17 protein-coding genes are annotated in these 15,130 nt (G+C 72.1%); 11 read left to right on the forward strand and 6 right to left on the reverse strand.

The window, feature by feature from the left end; genetic code table 11:
• Nucleotides 1-228: 228 nt before the first annotated feature.
• The 3 genes from ACFQMF_RS02370 to ACFQMF_RS02380 all read left to right on the forward strand — a co-directional run bounded on the left by ACFQMF_RS02370 (nucleotide 229) and on the right by ACFQMF_RS02380 (nucleotide 1,999).
• Complete coding sequence (locus ACFQMF_RS02370; protein WP_256407507.1) at nucleotides 229-792, forward strand: response regulator; 564 nt, start codon at nucleotides 229-231, stop codon at nucleotides 790-792.
• A 57-nt stretch (nucleotides 793-849) separates the two neighbouring features.
• Nucleotides 850-1,272 (forward strand): Fe-S cluster assembly sulfur transfer protein SufU, encoded by a 423-nt coding sequence (gene sufU, locus ACFQMF_RS02375; protein WP_256407508.1) that lies wholly within the window; start codon nucleotides 850-852, stop codon nucleotides 1,270-1,272.
• Nucleotides 1,273-1,357: 85 nt separating this feature from the next.
• Entirely contained in the window at nucleotides 1,358-1,999 is a 642-nt protein-coding gene (locus ACFQMF_RS02380) for an Sjogren's syndrome/scleroderma autoantigen 1 family protein (protein WP_256407509.1), read from the forward strand.
• 121 nt (nucleotides 2,000-2,120) lie between these two features.
• Here the strand turns inward: ACFQMF_RS02380 and ACFQMF_RS02385 are convergent, their stop codons facing one another.
• Together ACFQMF_RS02385 and glmM are read right to left on the reverse strand one after the other, a co-directional pair.
• The gene (locus ACFQMF_RS02385; RefSeq protein ID WP_256407510.1) at nucleotides 2,121-2,411 is read right to left on the reverse strand and encodes a hypothetical protein; all 291 of its coding nucleotides are present in this window, start codon (nucleotides 2,409-2,411) and stop codon (nucleotides 2,121-2,123) included.
• 169 nt (nucleotides 2,412-2,580) lie between these two features.
• Nucleotides 2,581-3,942, reverse strand: coding sequence for a phosphoglucosamine mutase (glmM, locus tag ACFQMF_RS02390; RefSeq protein ID WP_256407511.1), 1,362 nt, complete (start codon nucleotides 3,940-3,942; stop codon nucleotides 2,581-2,583).
• Between the two features lie 127 nt (nucleotides 3,943-4,069).
• On the opposite strand from glmM, the gene ACFQMF_RS02395 reads away from it, so the two are divergent.
• The gene (locus tag ACFQMF_RS02395) at nucleotides 4,070-4,672 is read left to right on the forward strand and encodes a hypothetical protein (RefSeq protein ID WP_256407512.1); all 603 of its coding nucleotides are present in this window, start codon (nucleotides 4,070-4,072) and stop codon (nucleotides 4,670-4,672) included.
• A gap of 25 nt (nucleotides 4,673-4,697) precedes the next feature.
• Here the strand turns inward: ACFQMF_RS02395 and ACFQMF_RS02400 are convergent, their stop codons facing one another.
• The 4 genes from ACFQMF_RS02400 to ACFQMF_RS02415 form a co-directional block, all read right to left on the reverse strand.
• The gene (locus ACFQMF_RS02400; protein ID WP_256407513.1) at nucleotides 4,698-5,306 is read right to left on the reverse strand and encodes a DUF7504 family protein; all 609 of its coding nucleotides are present in this window, start codon (nucleotides 5,304-5,306) and stop codon (nucleotides 4,698-4,700) included.
• A gap of 43 nt (nucleotides 5,307-5,349) precedes the next feature.
• Nucleotides 5,350-5,736, reverse strand: coding sequence for a hypothetical protein (locus ACFQMF_RS02405; protein WP_256407514.1), 387 nt, complete (start codon nucleotides 5,734-5,736; stop codon nucleotides 5,350-5,352).
• Nucleotides 5,736-6,431 carry an RAD55 family ATPase gene (locus tag ACFQMF_RS02410; RefSeq protein WP_256407515.1) on the reverse strand — a complete coding sequence of 232 codons (696 nt, stop codon included), beginning with the start codon at nucleotides 6,429-6,431 and terminating at the stop codon, nucleotides 5,736-5,738. The genes ACFQMF_RS02405 and ACFQMF_RS02410 overlap by 1 nt, the downstream gene beginning before the upstream one ends.
• A 118-nt stretch (nucleotides 6,432-6,549) precedes the next feature.
• On the reverse strand, nucleotides 6,550-7,020 hold the full coding sequence (locus tag ACFQMF_RS02415; protein ID WP_092564880.1) for a chemotaxis protein CheW: 471 nt from the start codon (nucleotides 7,018-7,020) through the stop codon (nucleotides 6,550-6,552).
• Nucleotides 7,021-7,122: 102 nt separating this feature from the next.
• On the opposite strand from ACFQMF_RS02415, the gene cheB reads away from it, so the two are divergent.
• The 7 genes from cheB (at nucleotide 7,123) to ACFQMF_RS02450 (ending at nucleotide 15,087) form a co-directional block, all read left to right on the forward strand.
• Nucleotides 7,123-8,244 (forward strand): chemotaxis-specific protein-glutamate methyltransferase CheB, encoded by a 1,122-nt coding sequence (cheB, locus tag ACFQMF_RS02420; protein WP_256407516.1) that lies wholly within the window; start codon nucleotides 7,123-7,125, stop codon nucleotides 8,242-8,244.
• Entirely contained in the window at nucleotides 8,244-10,589 is a 2,346-nt protein-coding gene (locus ACFQMF_RS02425; protein ID WP_256407517.1) for a chemotaxis protein CheA, read from the forward strand. The genes cheB and ACFQMF_RS02425 overlap by 1 nt, the downstream gene beginning before the upstream one ends.
• Nucleotides 10,586-11,389: a CheR family methyltransferase gene (locus tag ACFQMF_RS02430; protein ID WP_256407518.1), complete on the forward strand. Its 804-nt coding sequence runs from the start codon at nucleotides 10,586-10,588 to the stop codon at nucleotides 11,387-11,389. Before ACFQMF_RS02425 ends, ACFQMF_RS02430 begins: the two co-directional genes overlap by 4 nt.
• Nucleotides 11,389-12,600 (forward strand): HEAT repeat domain-containing protein, encoded by a 1,212-nt coding sequence (locus tag ACFQMF_RS02435; protein WP_256407519.1) that lies wholly within the window; start codon nucleotides 11,389-11,391, stop codon nucleotides 12,598-12,600. Before ACFQMF_RS02430 ends, ACFQMF_RS02435 begins: the two co-directional genes overlap by 1 nt.
• Nucleotides 12,601-13,473, forward strand: a complete 873-nt coding sequence (locus ACFQMF_RS02440; protein ID WP_256407520.1) for a CheF family chemotaxis protein — start codon at nucleotides 12,601-12,603, stop codon at nucleotides 13,471-13,473.
• Between the two features lie 229 nt (nucleotides 13,474-13,702).
• Nucleotides 13,703-14,416, forward strand: a complete 714-nt coding sequence (locus ACFQMF_RS02445; protein ID WP_256407521.1) for an HAD family hydrolase — start codon at nucleotides 13,703-13,705, stop codon at nucleotides 14,414-14,416.
• Complete coding sequence (locus tag ACFQMF_RS02450) at nucleotides 14,413-15,087, forward strand: class II aldolase/adducin family protein (RefSeq protein WP_256407522.1); 675 nt, start codon at nucleotides 14,413-14,415, stop codon at nucleotides 15,085-15,087. The genes ACFQMF_RS02445 and ACFQMF_RS02450 overlap by 4 nt, the downstream gene beginning before the upstream one ends.
• The last annotated feature ends 43 nt before the right edge of the window (nucleotides 15,088-15,130 follow it).

Genomic DNA, 15,130 nt, shown 5'->3' on the forward strand with positions numbered 1-15,130 from the left:
CCTGGACGGTCCGCCGCGCCGACTCCGTCCGGGTTCGACCGACCGTCGCCGCCCCGAGAACCGGCGTTTTCTCGTGACGGCGTGATCCGTGCTAACAGGCTCCTACGGCCGTGAGAACGCCCGTCGCACAACCGTTATCACCCCGGCGATCGAGGGTGTAAGCCAGGACGCGGACTCCCGGTACCGTTCTCCGATCCGTCGAGATCTCGCCGCCGCGACCACCCGATCATGACCGACCACACGACGCGCACCACGTCCGACGACGCCACCACTGACACCGCCGATTCCGATGCCGACGACGCCGACGACGCCACCGACGACACCGCCGCCGATCGCGTCACCGATGCCGACGCCACCGCGCTGCTCCACGTCGAGCCGGACCCGCGCTCCGCGGAGCTGTTCTCGGTGTTCGTGGACCGGTTCGCCGACGGGATCGCGGTCCGGTCGGTCGACGGGACGGCGGCGGCGCTCGACGCGGTCGACGAGGCCGACTGCGTCGTGACCGAACACCGCCTCCCCGACGGCTCCGGGGTCGAACTGGTCGACCGGATCCGGGGGCGGGGCGTCGAGGTGCCCGTCGTGTTCCACACCACCTGCCGCGAGGCGGAGACCGAGGCCGCGGCGCTCGACGCCGGCGCGGACGCGTACTTCGCCAAGCGCTCGGAGCGGGGTCAGTACGGGCGCGTCCTCGAACGACTCCGCGGACTCCTCGGCGACGGCGACCCCCGGACCGCCCGCGCGGCGACGGGCGTCCCCCCGGACGTGTCGGCGTCGTCCGCCGGCGAGGAGTAGCCGCTCGTCGGGGGCGACGGAACCCTTTTGACCCGCACCGGCCTACCTGTGACCGATATGGGACTGGGCTCGGACATGTACCGGCAGCAGATCCTCGACCACTACAAGAACCCGCGCAACTACGGGGAGCTCGAGGAGCCGGACTTCACGCACGTCGGCGAGAACCCCTCCTGCGGCGACACGATCCGGATGGACGTCGACCTCGACGAGGCGGGCGAGACGATCGAGGCGGTGCGCTTTACGGGCGACGGCTGCGCCATCTCGATGGCCTCCGCGAGCATGCTCTCGGAGCGGCTCCACGGGATGGCGGTCGCGGAGCTCCACGAGATGGACACCGACGACGTCACGGAGATGCTCGGCGTCGACATCTCCCCGATGCGCGTGAAGTGCGCGGTGCTCGGCCGGCAGGTCGCGCAGGACGGCTCGAAGATCCACCGCGGCGAGCTCGACCCCGACGACCGCACGATCACCGAGGAGTAGTCGGCCTCGCGGCGGGACCGCGCCCCGCCGACCGCGGTCGTCCCGAGCCCACGGACTTTTGCTCGTCAACGACGTGCGTCCACGCATGAGCGACGGGTTCGACAAGGAGGCCGAACGCGAGAAGCTCCGCGAGAAGTTCGCGGACGACGAGGAGGAGCGCGCGCACACCCAGCGGATGTCGGAACTGCTCTTGCAGGGGGCGACGATGACGAACCGCCACTGCGACGACTGCGGCGACCCCATCTTCCGGAAGGACGGACAGGAGTTCTGTCCGACCTGCCACACGGTCGACGCCGAAGACGCCGCGGACGCCGGATCGGCCGCCGCCGGGCAGTCGCCGGCGTCGGAGGCCGACGGGGAGTCGCCTTCGGCAGCCGGCGAGGAGTCCCCGCCGGTCGGGGAAAACGGAGCGACCCGCCCCGGGGGGACCGACCCGCGACCGGATCCTGCAGGTCGGGAGTCGCCCGCCGAGAGGCCGGATCCGCCGACCGCTCCCCCCGAGTCGCCCGCGACCGAATCGGCCCCGGCCGCGGGCGGGTCCGCGGACGGGACCGCGGCGCCGGCGAACGGCGGGTCGGGGAGCGTCGCCGACGCGCGGGCGTCCCTGACGCGCACCCTGCACCGGTTCGCCGCCGCGGCCGAGGAGACGGACGACCCCCGACGGGCGCGCGACCGCCTGCAGGCGGCCCGCGAGGCGGCCGAGGCGCTCGCGGCGCTCGACCGGTAGCGAGCGGGCCGCGGCGGGCGAACCGGTCCGGGCGAACGGACGAGGGAAGCCGAGCCGAGAAAGGGAAAAGGCGGACGAGCGATCCGAGAGACCGCAGATAGCGGGCTACGTCGAGCTCGGGTCAGGCGCCCGTCGCCTGCCCCGCCTCCGCCATCTCCTCCCAGCTCGGGCGCTGCTCGCTCAACAGCGACCGCACGATCCGGACGACGGCGTCGGTCCCCTCACGGCAGTCGACCTCGCCGCGCTCGACGCGCCGGACGAACCGGTCGAGGTCCTCCAACGTCACCTCGCCGGCGGCGACCGCGCCGGTGATCGTCTCCGTTTCGCTCTCCATCGTCCGCACGAGGTCGGTCGGTGCGGTCGGACTCCGTCGGTCGGCGTGCGATGCGACGTCGGACTGCTTCGCGGTCATGTCGATTGTTACTATAGAACGAGTTAATATATTACTACCGGTAGCTACCGATCTCGTGTCATGTCGCTTCGCGGGGGTCGCGATAGTCGCGTCGCTCACCGAGTGTCGGTCGCGTCGCGCTCCCGATACGTCGCTCACCGCGTTCGCTGCGCGCCGTTTCCGGTCTCGGCTACCGCCCGCTCTCGACGGCCACCAGCATGTCGGTCGCGAGCTGCTCGGCGCGGTCGGCGTCGGCGGACTCGGCGTAGATCCGGATCTTCGGCTCCGTCCCGGAGGGGCGCACGAGGACCCACGCGTCGCCGTAGTCGAGGCGGTAGCCGTCGGTGGTGTTCGGCTCGGCGTCCGCCGTCTCCACGTACGCCCGCGCCGCCGAGAGCATGTCGTCGCGCTCGGCGTCGTCGTCGTACTCGACGTTCCGCCGCACGAAGTGGTAGTCGGCGTACGGCGCGACCACGTCGCCGACCGGGTCGCCGGCGTCCGCGAGCAGTTCGAGGAAGCGCGCGCCGATGTACGCGCCGTCGCGCGAGAGCCGGTACGGCGGGAAGAACACCCCGCCGTTCCCCTCGCCGGCGACGGGGACGTTGACCCCCTCCTCGTGGAGCTCGCGCGTCCGGGTGATGATGTTCGTCGCGCCGATGGGCGTGAGTTCGAGGGCGGCGTCGTTCGCGTCGCAGACGTCGACGAGCCGCTGGGAGACGTTCACCGCGCTGACGACGGCGTCGCCGGGCTCCAGACAGGCGTCGGCCATCGCCGCGAAGGAGGTGTCGCCGTCGACGAACCCCCCCTCCTCGTCGACGAAGACCGCGCGGTCCGCGTCGCCGTCGTGGGCGATCCCCACGTCGGCGTCGCTGGTCGCGACGAGCCGCGAGAGCGACCCGAGGTTCCCCGGGACCGGCTCCGAGTCGCGGCCGGGGAAGTGACCGTCCGGCGTCGCGTTCACCGTCAGCACCTCGCAGCCCAGCTCGCGGTAGATCCGCGGCGACGACACCGACGCCGCCCCGTGACCGGGGTCGACCGCGACCGTCAGGTCGGCGTCGGCGATCGCCTCGCGGTCGACCGCGTCGAGCAGCTGGTTCACGTAGTCGTCGACCGCGCCCTCGACGGCGGTCGTCGCGCCGGCGGCCCGCCAGTCGGCGAGGTCGTACTCGTCGTCGAGGACGCGGCGCTCGACGCGCTCTAAGACGTCGACCGAGAGCTCGACGCCGTCGTCGCCGACGAGCTTGATCCCGTTGAACTCCGGGGGGTTGTGCGAGGCGGTGACGAGCACCGCGGGGACCCCGGCCGACTCGCAGTAGCTGCCGACCGCGGGCGTCGGCACGACCCCGAGCCGGTCGACGTCGCAGCCGACGGCGGCCAGCCCGCTCGCGGCGGCGTTGGCGAACAGCTCGCCGGTGGTGCGGGTGTCCCGGGCGACGGCGACCCGGTCGGCGTCCCACACCGAACCGGCCGCCTTCGCGATGTCGAGGACGAGCTCCGGCGTGAGGTACCGCAGCGCGACCCCGCGGATGCCGCTGGATCCGAACAGCTCCATGGGCGGCCATGCGCCGGCCGACGGGAAAGCGGTTCCGAACGCGGGGCGGGAGGGGGCGTCGGGGAGGGACGAGAGAGGGCCGGTCCGAACGCGTGTCCTTGAAACCCGTCCCGCCCGTATCGCTCGTATGGAGCGCACGCGACGCGACCTGTTGGCGCGGACCGGGGCGACGCTGGCGGCCGCGGGAGCGGCCGGCGTCGCCGGCTGCCTCGACTTCGCCGCCGGCGACGGGCCCCAGGGACCGGCGGGGATCCCGGAGACGCTGTCCTGCGAGGACGAGGGGTTCGTCCGGCTCGCGCAGCCGTTCGAGGGCGAGGTCGCGGGGACCCTCGTCGAGGTCGGCGGGACGACGGTCGAGCTCTCCTCTGAGGGGAACTCGGAGACGTACGGCCAGCCGATCCGGCTCGTGTTGCGGAACACGGGCGACGAGCCCGCGACCGCCCTCGGGCGGCACGCCTACTCGCTACAGCGCGAGACCGCCGAGGGGTGGCTCGACGTCCGCGGCTCGACGACCGGCGAGGCCGTCGAACTCCCCCGGTCCGAGGAGACGTTCGACTCGACCGGCGCGTACAGCTGGTCGATCGACCTCGAAGAGACGGCGATCGCGTCGGCGGTCCCCGACCTCGACCTGGCCGTCTGCCCGCCGCTCGGTCCCGGGACCTATCGGTTCGTCTACTGGGGGATCGTCGACGCCCCGCCGCTCTCGGCGCAGTTCGAGCTGATCGGGTGAGGGGACGCGTCGCCCAGGCTTCCGGTTAGAACCCGGTCCAGTCGGAGGGGCCGCCCACCCGTCCGCGGACGCGGAACTCGCGGTCGTCGCCCTCCACGCGCGTCTCGACGACGACCTCGAACGGCTCGTGGAGCGTGTGGACCACCTGCTCGTCGTGCGCCGTCGACCCGACGACGCCGACGAAGGGCCACCCCTCGCCGGAGGTCTGCGAGGTCATGACGCGGGTGAACCGGTAGATGCGCTCGGGGTCCCAGTACATCAGCAGCTGAGAGAGCGAGTAGACGCCGACCGCGCGGTCGCGGCCGGCCGACGACTCGACGACGTCGGTGAACTTGATCCCGATATCGGTGAGGTTCCCGGCGCTGGCGACGTACTTCGTCGTCGGCGTGTCCTCGCGCTTGTCGCCCTGCTCGTGGGTGACGCAGTCGACGACGGTCACGTCGTCGCCGTCCCGCCCGGTGATCGTCTCGTAGTCGTCGCGGACCTTCTCCGCGGTGCGGCCGGTCGAGATGACGACCGGCTCGTCGGACCACTCCGCGAGCATCCGGTTGAACAGGTCGTACTTCCCGCTCATCGGGGGGCCGCTGACGAGCACGCTGTCGGCGTCGCGGACAGCGCCGGGAAGCACGGTCATGTGTCTGGGTTGAGAGGGTATCGCGTAAAACCCTTCCGAGGGATCACTTCCGCAGCATCGACGGGAGATCGAGCGACGACGGGGGGCCCTCTCGGGGCGGTCGCGTCAGTGTCAGATCCGTTATCGCTCCGGGGAGCGCGGCCCGGACCGGCGGCTCGCGCGGCGCGCCGTCCCCGTCGACGAGCGCCTCCCACACCTCGGTCGGGTCGTCCGCCTCGTCGGCGGCGGCGAGCGCCTTGGTCCGGCCCTCGTCGTACGCGAGCTCGACGAGGCTGCGGTCGTACGCGCTCGGGAACGCCTCCATCACGCGGTCGAGTTCGGCCGGGCGCCGGTCCCCGACGCCCTCGGCGACGCCGAGGGCGAACGCCCGCCGGACGGCCTCCTCGCGGGTGAGGTCGTCCCACTCCGTGCCGAAGGTCCGGTCGTACATCAGTGGGTCACCGTCGCGGCCGAGCCGACGCGGAGCCCGCCGTCCGTGAACTCGATGTCGCGGATGTCGGTGTCGACGTCGGTCCCGCGCATCTTCAGCACCTGGATCCCGCGCTGCATCCCCTCGTCTTCGAGGTAGTTGTGCATGAAGACGACGCCGTGCGCGAGGTAGTGCTCCTCCGAGTAGGCGCTCGGGTCGGTCATCTCGGAGATGAGCAGCGTCGTCGCGTCCGTCCGCTTCAGCGAGGAGAGCAGCTGGACCATCGTGTCCTCGTCGTCGTCGAGGAGGAACCGCAACAGCATGGTGGAGTCGAAGACGACGCGGTCGATGTCGCGGGAGTTGATGAAGCCGGTGAGCCGGTTCGTCACCCCGGAGTGGTCCCGGCGCTCGCCCGGGAGGCCGAAGAACCGGCGGCCGTCCGAGGAGAACGAATCGAGGAAGGTGACCCGGTCCGTGTCGAGGGCCCGGTCGAACCCGAAGTCGTACCCGCCCATGTCGCGGCGGATCCCCTCCTTGGTCTCGTGCATGCTGATGTACAACACGTCTTCGCCGTTGCGGGCGCCCTGCGCGGCGAACTGCGAGCAAAACGTCGTTTTGCCGCTGCCGGGAGGGCCGCTGACAACGTACAGGCGGTTCTCCGGGAAGCCGCCGCCGACGAGGTCGTCGAACCCGGGAACGCCGCTTGTGGCGCGCATACGAAGGCACTCGCCGGTCGGCGCATAAGGGTTGGCTCCCGTTTCTCAGGGGTGAGAACGGTCGGCGGGGGATCCCCGTCGCGTCCGCGGGTCCGCGGATCCGCGCCGAGCCCCCGCGTCAGGCCTCGGCGTCCTCGGAGATCGCCTCGCCGACGTCGAAGTCCTCCACGTCGGGCGAGACCCAGACGACGAAGCGGTCGTCGGACTTGACGATCCCGCGGATCCCCTCGTCGTCGACGGTCGTCCCCCGGTCGACGTCCTCGGGCGCGACGTCGCGGACCTGGAACACCTCGTCGACCATCCAGCCGACGGTGCCGCCCTCGTCGATCTCGTCGTCGTCGAACACGACGATGCGCTCGCGGGGGCCCTCCTCCGCGATGTCGAAGAGCGTCTTCGGGTCGACGATCGTCGTCGTCCGGCCGCGCAGGTCCATGACGCCCTCGACGTGGGCCGGGGAGTTCGGGATGCGCGTGAGCTCGCCCGCGTCGACGATCTCGTCGATGACGCCGATGTCCAGACAGTACGTCCCGTCGCCCAGTCCGAACTCCAACACCTTCGTGGGCTCGGCCTCCGTCTCGGTGGCTGCCATGGGCGGACCTGCGGCGACGGGTCCAATAACCGTGTCCCCTGAATTATCAGGGGTGATTCCTGGGTCCGTGGGTTTATGCCGATTCTGAGTCCGCCTTCGTGTATGAGTGGGACGACGGATCGGCGGGGGGGTCGCGACGACCCGGTGCGGGTGGTCGTCGTCGACGACTCGCCGTTCATGCGGGGCCTGATCGCCGACCTCCTGACGGACGCCGGCGTGGCGGTGGTGGGCGAGGCCGGCGACGGCGCGGAGGCGCTGTCGGTGGTCGCCGAGACGCGTCCGGACGCCGTGACGATGGACGTCGAGATGCCCGGGATGGACGGGTTGGAGGCCGTCGAGCGGCTGATGGCCGAGACGCCGACGCCCGTCCTCATGCTGTCCGCGCACACCGCCGAGGGCGCGGCGGTGACCTTCGAGGCGCTGGAGCGCGGCGCGGTCGACTTCTTCTCGAAGCCGGGCGGCGAGGTGTCCACCGGCGTCTCCCGGGAGTCCGATCGGCTCGTCGAGGCGGTCCGGTCGGTCGCGGGCGCCGACCTCGACGCGGCGACCCGCGACCGACGCGAGCGCGACGACGCGACCGACGCGAGCGGCTCGCGCGGCTCCGCCGGCGCGACCGGCTCGGCCGCTTCGAGCGACGGCGAGGCGGTCGACGTCGACGGGCCGCTGACGGTCGTGATCGGCGCGTCGACCGGCGGCCCGAACGCGGTCGAGCGCGTCATGTCGGCGCTGCCGATGGCGGACTGCCGGGTCGTGGTCGTTCAACACATGCCGGAGGCGTTCACCTCGCGGTTCGCCGACCGCCTCGACGCCGCCTCGGCGTACGACGTGCGCGAGGCGAGCGACGGCGCGCGGATCGGCGCCGGCGAGGCGGTCGTCGCCCGCGGCGGGAGCCACACCCGTATCGACAGCTACCGCGCGGGGCGGCTCCGCGTCAAGCTCGACGAGGACGACTCCAAGTCGGTCACCCCGGCCGCCGACGTGACGATGCGCTCGGCGGCCGCGGTCGTCGACGACCCGCTCGTCGGCGTCGTGTTGACCGGGATGGGGTCGGACGCCGCGGAGGGGATCCGGGCGATGGCCGACGCCGGCGCGCGGACGATCGCGCAGAGCGAGGACACCTGCGTCATCTACGGGATGCCGAAGCGCGCGGTCGAGACCGGCGGGGTCGACGAGGTGTGCGACCTCGACGACGTCGCCGGCGCGATCGTGGGAGGTGAGGCCTGATGGACTCCCACCGCGCCGCGTTCGTCGCCGAGGCGGAGGACGGCATCACGGACCTCAACAACGCCCTGCTCGCCCTGGAGGCCGACCCCGAGGACGCCGAGGCGATGGACGACGTGTTCCGCGTCGCACACACGCTGAAGGGGAACGCCGCGGCGATGGGATACGACGACGTCTCCGACTTCGGACACGCTCTGGAGGACTTACTCGACGCGGTCCGGCAGGGCGATCGGGAGGTGACGCCCGAGCTGATGGACCTGCTGTTCGAGGGCGTCGACACCGTCGAGGCGATGGTCGCCGAGATCGCCGACGACGGCGAGGTGGCGACCGATCCCGCCGACCTGGAGGGCCGACTCCGCGAGATGGAGGAGCACGGGACCGTCGGCGGCGACGCGGGCGACGCGGGAGACGCGGAGGGCGACGGCTCGGCGAGCGGCGGGTCGGTCGCGGACGCCGACGGCGGCGAGGACGGCGACGCGACCGACCCGGACGACGCCGTCGACGGCGACGACACCGATATTTCCGTCCCCGAACTCCCCGCAGGGGTCGCGGCGCTCGACGGCCCCGTCGTGTACGCGGACGTGACGGTCGGCGAGACGGCGATGGCCGGGGTCGACGCCGCGCTCGTCCTGCAGGCGCTCGACGACCAGTTCGACGGTCACGTCACCGAGCCGGGCCCGGACGCGCTGGAAGACGGCGAGTACGACGAGGGGTTCGACGCCTTCGTCGCCGACGCCGACCCCGACGTGGTCGCGGAGGGGCTCGGCGCGCTGACGCAGGTCGAGTCGATCGCGACGGCCCTCGTCGACGGTGACGGCGCGGCCGACCGCGACGGCGCGGTCGACGGCACGGCTGACGACGAGTGGGAGCCGGCCGATCCGGAGGCGACCTCCCCGGACGGCGAACCGGAAGCGACGTCTCCGGAGGACGAATCGGCCGAGGCGCCGGAATCGGACGACGGCGAGGTCACCGTCGATTCAGACGACGGCGAAGTCGAAACCGATCCGGACGACGACGGCGAAGCCGAAACCGATCCGGACGACGGCGGGTCCGACTCCTCGTCCGGGAAGGCCGACCGCGACGAGATCAAGTCCATCCGGGTCGACGTCGACCAGGTCGACGAGCTGTACGGGCTCGTCGAGCAGCTGGTGACGAGCCGGATCAAGCTCCGGCGCGAGCTGGAGGCGGCCGACGCCGAGTCGGACACGTTAGACGAGCTCGACAAGCTCGCGTCCAGCCTGCAGGACACGGCGATGGACATGCGGCTCATCCCGTTCTCGCAGGTGTCCGACTCCTTCCCGCGGCTCGTCCGCGACATCTCGCGGGACCTCGACAAGCGGATCGACTTCGAGATCGAGGGCGACGACGTCGAGCTCGACCGGACGATCCTGACGGAGATGCGCGACCCGCTCGTGCACGTCCTGCGGAACGCGGTCGACCACGGGATCGAGTCGCCCGAGGAGCGCGAGGCCGCCGGCAAGGACCCGACCGGGCACGTCAGGCTCACCGCCGAGCGCGAGCGCGACCACGTGATCATCGAGGTCGCGGACGACGGCGGCGGGCTCGATCCCGACCGGCTCCGCGAGAAGGCGGTCGACGAGGGCGTCAGGAGCCGCGAGGCGGTCGAGGCGATGGAGGACGACGAGGCGTACGACCTCGTTTTCCACCCCGGCCTCTCCACCGCGGAGGAGGTGACCGACGTCTCCGGGCGCGGGGTCGGGATGGACGTGGTCCGGACGACCGCCCGCGACCTCGACGGGTCCGTCTCCGTCGAGAGCGAGCCCGGCGAGGGGACCACGGTCCGGTTCCGGCTCCCGGTCACCGTCGCCATCGTGAAGGTGATGTTCGTCGACGTGGGCGGGACGGAGTACGGCATCCCGATCAAGTCGATCGCCGAGGTCGCCCGCGCGGACGACGTGGAGGAGGTCCACGGCGACGAGATCGTCCGCCACGAGGACGACCTCTATCCCGTGATCCGACTGGAGGAGCGGCTCGGCGAGGTCGGCTCGACGGGGGCCGAGGCGTCCGCGGCCGAGGCGTCCGGGACCGGCCCCCCCGCAGCGGACGGCGGCGTCGCGCCCGACGAGCCGGGCGACGACGGGTTCGTCCCGGCGGAGCCGACGGCGTCCGACGACGGCGGGGCCGGTGAACCGACCGACGACGGCATGCTCGTGCGGATCCGCGAGGAGACGCGACAGGTCGCGCTCCACTGCGACGCCGTGCTCGACCAGGAGGAGGTGGTGGTGAAACCGCTCGACGGCCCGCTGTCGGGGACGCCGGGACTCAGCGGCACGGCGGTCCTCGGCGACGGCGACGTCGTGGCCGTCCTCGACGTGGTGAGCCTATGAGCGCCGAGACCCCCTTCGAGGGCGTCCTCAGACAGATCGACGACACGGTGCCGTTCGAGCCCGGATACTACAACGAGTCGTACCTCGACCGCCGGATCACCGCGCGGATGCGCCGCCGCGACACCGAGTCGCACGCGGAGTACGAGCGGCTGCTCCGCGAGGACGAGGAGGAGCGGCAGGCGCTGATGGACGCGCTCACGATCAACGTGACGGAGTTCTTCCGCAACCCCGAGATGTGGGACGCGCTCCGCGACGTGCTCCGCGATCGGACGAGCGAGCAGCGGCGGGTCCGCGTCTGGTCGGCCCCCTCGGCGGACGGCCGCGAGCCGTACTCGGTCGCGATGCTGGCCTGCGACGACCCCCGGATCGACGAGTCGCGGGTCGAGGTGCTCGGTTCCGACATCAGTCAGGAGGCGCTCGACAGCGCCCGCGAGGGCGTCTACCACACGACCCGGACGACGGACATCGCCGAGGAGCTGGAACCGCTCTCCGACCCCGATCGGTACGTCGAGCGCGACGGCGACACGTTCGAGGTGCGGCGGGCGGTCAAGCGCCTCGTCGACTTCGAGACCCACGACCTGATCCGCGACGGCGCGCGCGACCCGTTCGACGTCGTGCTGTGCCGCAACCTGCTGATCTACATCGACGCCGACCACAAGGGGGCGCTGTTCGACACGCTGGAGGCGTCGATCGCCGACGACGGCGTGCTCGTGCTCGGCATGACCGAGAGCGTCCCGCCGGACCGGTCCGACAGGTACGAGCCGATCGACAAGCGCCGACGGGTGTTCGGGAGGGTCTGATGTCGCTGTATCAGCACGCTCGGGACGAGAACGTGGAACGGCTCAGAGACGCGCTGAGCAGCGACAGCGCCGCGGTCCGGCGCCGGGCGGCCGAGTTCCTCGGCGAGGTCGGCGACGTCGGCGATCAGGCGACCGTCGACGGACTCCTCCGCGCGGCCACGAGCGACGACGACGCGGAGGTCCGGGGCGCCGCGGTCGACGCGCTCGACGAGCTCGGACAGGCGGCGCTCGAACAGCTCCTCGAAGAGCTCACCGGTACCAGCGGCTCCGAGGCGGAGTGGGTCACCGCCCGCAAGTTCGCCCGCGCGCTCAAGGCGGACCGCCCGGAGCTCCGGATGGCCGCCGCGAACGCGCTCGGCGGGCTCGACGACGCCACCGGGCTCCCACACCTCGTCGAGGCGCTCGACGACGAGGACTCCCGGGTTAGGCTGCGCGCCTGTCAGGCCTGCGGGACGTTCGCGGACCAGCGGTCGGTGCCGGCCCTCACGGAGCGGCTCGACGACGACGACCCACGGGTCAGGCGGGCCGCGGCCAACGCCCTCGGGAACGTCGGAACGGACCAGGCGCTCTCGCCGCTGCTCGACCTCCTCGACGCCGGCGACGAGTCGCTCCGGCGGATCGCCGCGGGCGCGCTCGGGAAGGCGAACAACCCCGAACCGGTGGAGCCGCTGGCGCGCGCGCTCGGCGACGAGAGCGCCGTCGTCCGCAACGCCGCGGTGTACTCGGTCATCGAGCTGCTGTCGAACGTCCCGACCGAACAGAGCCACGCGGTCCGGGACCGCGTCGTCTCCAAGCTGAAGTCGGCCGACGACGACACGGTCGTCGAGCCGCTCGTCGAGATCCTCACGGAGGGTCAACAGAGCCGTCAGCGCCGGAACGCGGCGTGGATCCTCGGCCGCGTCGCGGAGCCGGAGTCGGCGCTCGCCGTCGAGGCGCTCGCGGACGCGCTCGCCGACGATGACGCACAGACCGCCCAGTTCGCGGCCACCAGCCTCAAGAGCCTCGGCGGCCCGGTCGTCGAGGACCGGCTGCTCGACCGGATCGGCACCGAACACCCGGAGGACGCCAGGGCGAAGGCGGTGTTCGTCCTCGGGCAGATCGGCGGGCAGGAGACGCTGAACCGGCTCGAAGGCCTCACCGACGACGAGAGCTCCGCGGTCCGGCAGCGGGTGTTCTCGGCGGTCTCCAAGCTCCGGGCGGGGGGGCCGTAGATGTCCGACGGCGGCGGCGAGTACAAGGTGGCGGACACCCAGGGACGCTTCGCGGTCGCGGTCCGGGAGGGGCGGAAGGTGAGCGACGTCTCGTGGACGCCGGGCCGGGTGCTCCTCTCGAACCGGCGGCTGATCTTGGCCGGCAACGACGGGAAGCGCACGATCCCCCTCTCCGAACTCCGGGGGCTGGGCGGGCGCCACGACGCTAACCAGTCGGTCGCGCGCGTCTCGAACTACGTGAGCTTCGACCTCGGCGACCAGGTGCTGTTGGTCGCCGCGTCCGACCACGAGGAGTTCGAGCGCGACGTGTACCGGGCGCTGCTCGACCAGCGGACGGTGACCGCCAAACACCCCGCGATCGAGGGCGGCGTCGTCCGGGAGACGGAGTGGGAACAGGCCCGCGTGAAGGTCGACGAGAACGGCCTCAACGCCGCCTTAGAGGGCGGCGCGTTCGTGGAGTTCGACCTCGACGACATCAGCGGGCTCGACGCCGCCAAACGCACGGTCAACGGCGAGAAGAAGCCCGTCATCGAGGTGTCCCACACCGACGACGAGGGCACCAGTATCGAGACGCACGTCGCGGGCGACCCCAACCGGATGCGGTTCGTCGAGGCGTGGCTCCGGAAGGGCGAGGAGCGCTCGTCGACGAACGTCGACCTCTCAAGCCGCGACCGGGAGGTGTTGATGGCGCTGTACTCCGGCGTCTCGCCGTTCGAGATCCCGTCGTTCCTCGGGATGGACGTCGACGCGGTCGAGGAGACGTTCGAGCGGCTCGTGGAGCTCGAAGTGGTCGAGGAGGTGCGCGTGCGCCGCGAGGTGGCGCTCAACTCCCGCGGCCGGAACATCGCCAGCGAGGCGATGAACGAGCAGTGAGCGGACGGACCGCGGTCGAGGTGCGTCTCCGCGGAAGTGGCGAACAGCCGGCGCGGGCGCGGCGGCTCCCCCGCGGCGGTGCGCCGGACTCCCGCCTCGGTCGCCGCGGGCGATCGGTCAGTTCACGGGCGCGTTGGCCGCGGCATCGGTGATAAGCGGGCGGTCCGTCGGAGCGACCGCCGGCGCCCCGTCGAACCACGCTTAAGTCGCCGCCCGGCCGAGTGGAGTCATGAGCTACGAGGCGGTCTGTTTCGACCTCGACGACACCCTGTACCCGTACCCGCCCTGTAACGAGGCGGGCAAGCGGGCGGCGCTCGCGGCACTCCGCGACCGCGGCCACGAGATGGACCGCGAGGCGTTCGACGAGCTGTACGCGACCGCGCGGCGGGAGGCGAAGCGGGAGACCGCCGGCACCGCCGCCTCCCACGACCGGCACATCTACTTCAAGCGCGCGCTCCGGCGCTACGCCGGGGAGTGCGACGCCGGGACCGCGCTCGCGGTCGGCGACGCCTACTGGGACGGGTACGCCGAGGAGATGGCGCTCTGTGACGGCGTCGAGTCGGTCCTCGACGCGCTCGCGGCGGCCGGGACCGACGTCGCGGTCGTGACGAACCTCACGACCCGCGTGCAGCTCCGGAAGCTCGCGCGGCTCGGGATCGGCGACCGGATCGACCGGCTCGTCACCTCCGAGGAGGTCGGCCGCGAGAAGCCCAGCGCGCTCCCGTTCACGACCGCCCTCGCGGCGTTCGACTGCCGACCGAGCGAGGCGCTGATGGTCGGCGACAACGTCGAGGCCGACGTCGCCGGCGCGAACGCGGTCGGGATGGACACCGCGCTGTTCGTCGCCGGCGGCGACGCGCCCGACGAAGGGGAGCTCCGCGGGCCGCGGCGTCCGGACCACCGCCTCGATGCCTTCGCCGACCTGACGGAGGTGGCGCCGTGAGCCGGGACGCGCCGGCCTCTGACCCGGACCTGCTCCGCGACGCCCGCGAGGCGGTCGTCGAGCACGCCCCGGCGCTCGCCGCCCTGACGCCCGGTCGGACGGGGAACCTCAGCGTCCGCGACGGCGACGCGGTCGCGGTGACGCCGACCGGCGTGCGGTACGACGCCTTCGACGCCGACGACGTGCCGGTGGTCTCGCTGGGGGGCGAGCGACTGGCGGGCCGGATGGCGCCGTCGAGCGAGGTGCCGATGCACACGGGCATTTACGAGCACGACCGGCCGGGCGCGATCGTCCACACCCACTCGCCGTGGGCGACGACGATGGCGACGCTCGGCCGGAAGCTGCCGCCGGTCCACTACATGATCGTCTCGGTGGGGCGCGAGGTCCCGCTCGCCGACTACGCCCCGTACGGCACCGAGGAGCTGGCCGCGAACGCCGTCGCCGCGATGGCCGAGGCCGACGCCGACGCGGCGATCCTCGCGAACCACGGGCTCGTGGTGACCGGGCCGGACGTCGAGACCGCGATCGAGAACACGCACCACGTCGAGGACCTCTGTCGGCTCTACCTCCGGGCGTCGGCGGTCGGCGAGCCGAACGTCCTCACCGACGACCAGCTCGCGACCGTCGAGGAGCGGTTCGAGAGCTACGGGCAGCGGCCGGACGCGGAGTAGGATCCGGATCCCGTGACGGTCGCCCGGTTTTATAAATAGCCGG

Origin of the sequence: Halorubrum rutilum, from assembly GCF_042665015.1 — an archaeon.
In the GTDB taxonomy this organism is placed as follows: domain Archaea; phylum Halobacteriota; class Halobacteria; order Halobacteriales; family Haloferacaceae; genus Halorubrum; species Halorubrum rutilum.

Bases quoted from the DNA above. Each gene is read 5' to 3' on its own strand.
- ACFQMF_RS02370 (WP_256407507.1), top strand. From the start codon at position 229: ATGACCGACCACACGACGCGCACCACGTCCGACGACGCCACCACTGAC.
- sufU (WP_256407508.1), top strand. From the start codon at position 850: ATGGGACTGGGCTCGGACATGTACCGGCAGCAGATCCTCGACCACTAC.
- ACFQMF_RS02380 (WP_256407509.1), top strand. From the start codon at position 1,358: ATGAGCGACGGGTTCGACAAGGAGGCCGAACGCGAGAAGCTCCGCGAG.
- ACFQMF_RS02385 (WP_256407510.1), bottom strand. From the start codon at position 2,411: ATGACCGCGAAGCAGTCCGACGTCGCATCGCACGCCGACCGACGGAGT.
- glmM (WP_256407511.1), bottom strand. From the start codon at position 3,942: ATGGAGCTGTTCGGATCCAGCGGCATCCGCGGGGTCGCGCTGCGGTAC.
- ACFQMF_RS02395 (WP_256407512.1), top strand. From the start codon at position 4,070: ATGGAGCGCACGCGACGCGACCTGTTGGCGCGGACCGGGGCGACGCTG.
- ACFQMF_RS02400 (WP_256407513.1), bottom strand. From the start codon at position 5,306: ATGACCGTGCTTCCCGGCGCTGTCCGCGACGCCGACAGCGTGCTCGTC.
- ACFQMF_RS02405 (WP_256407514.1), bottom strand. From the start codon at position 5,736: ATGTACGACCGGACCTTCGGCACGGAGTGGGACGACCTCACCCGCGAG.
- ACFQMF_RS02410 (WP_256407515.1), bottom strand. From the start codon at position 6,431: ATGCGCGCCACAAGCGGCGTTCCCGGGTTCGACGACCTCGTCGGCGGC.
- ACFQMF_RS02415 (WP_092564880.1), bottom strand. From the start codon at position 7,020: ATGGCAGCCACCGAGACGGAGGCCGAGCCCACGAAGGTGTTGGAGTTC.
- cheB (WP_256407516.1), top strand. From the start codon at position 7,123: ATGAGTGGGACGACGGATCGGCGGGGGGGTCGCGACGACCCGGTGCGG.
- ACFQMF_RS02425 (WP_256407517.1), top strand. From the start codon at position 8,244: ATGGACTCCCACCGCGCCGCGTTCGTCGCCGAGGCGGAGGACGGCATC.
- ACFQMF_RS02430 (WP_256407518.1), top strand. From the start codon at position 10,586: ATGAGCGCCGAGACCCCCTTCGAGGGCGTCCTCAGACAGATCGACGAC.
- ACFQMF_RS02435 (WP_256407519.1), top strand. From the start codon at position 11,389: ATGTCGCTGTATCAGCACGCTCGGGACGAGAACGTGGAACGGCTCAGA.
- ACFQMF_RS02440 (WP_256407520.1), top strand. From the start codon at position 12,601: ATGTCCGACGGCGGCGGCGAGTACAAGGTGGCGGACACCCAGGGACGC.
- ACFQMF_RS02445 (WP_256407521.1), top strand. From the start codon at position 13,703: ATGAGCTACGAGGCGGTCTGTTTCGACCTCGACGACACCCTGTACCCG.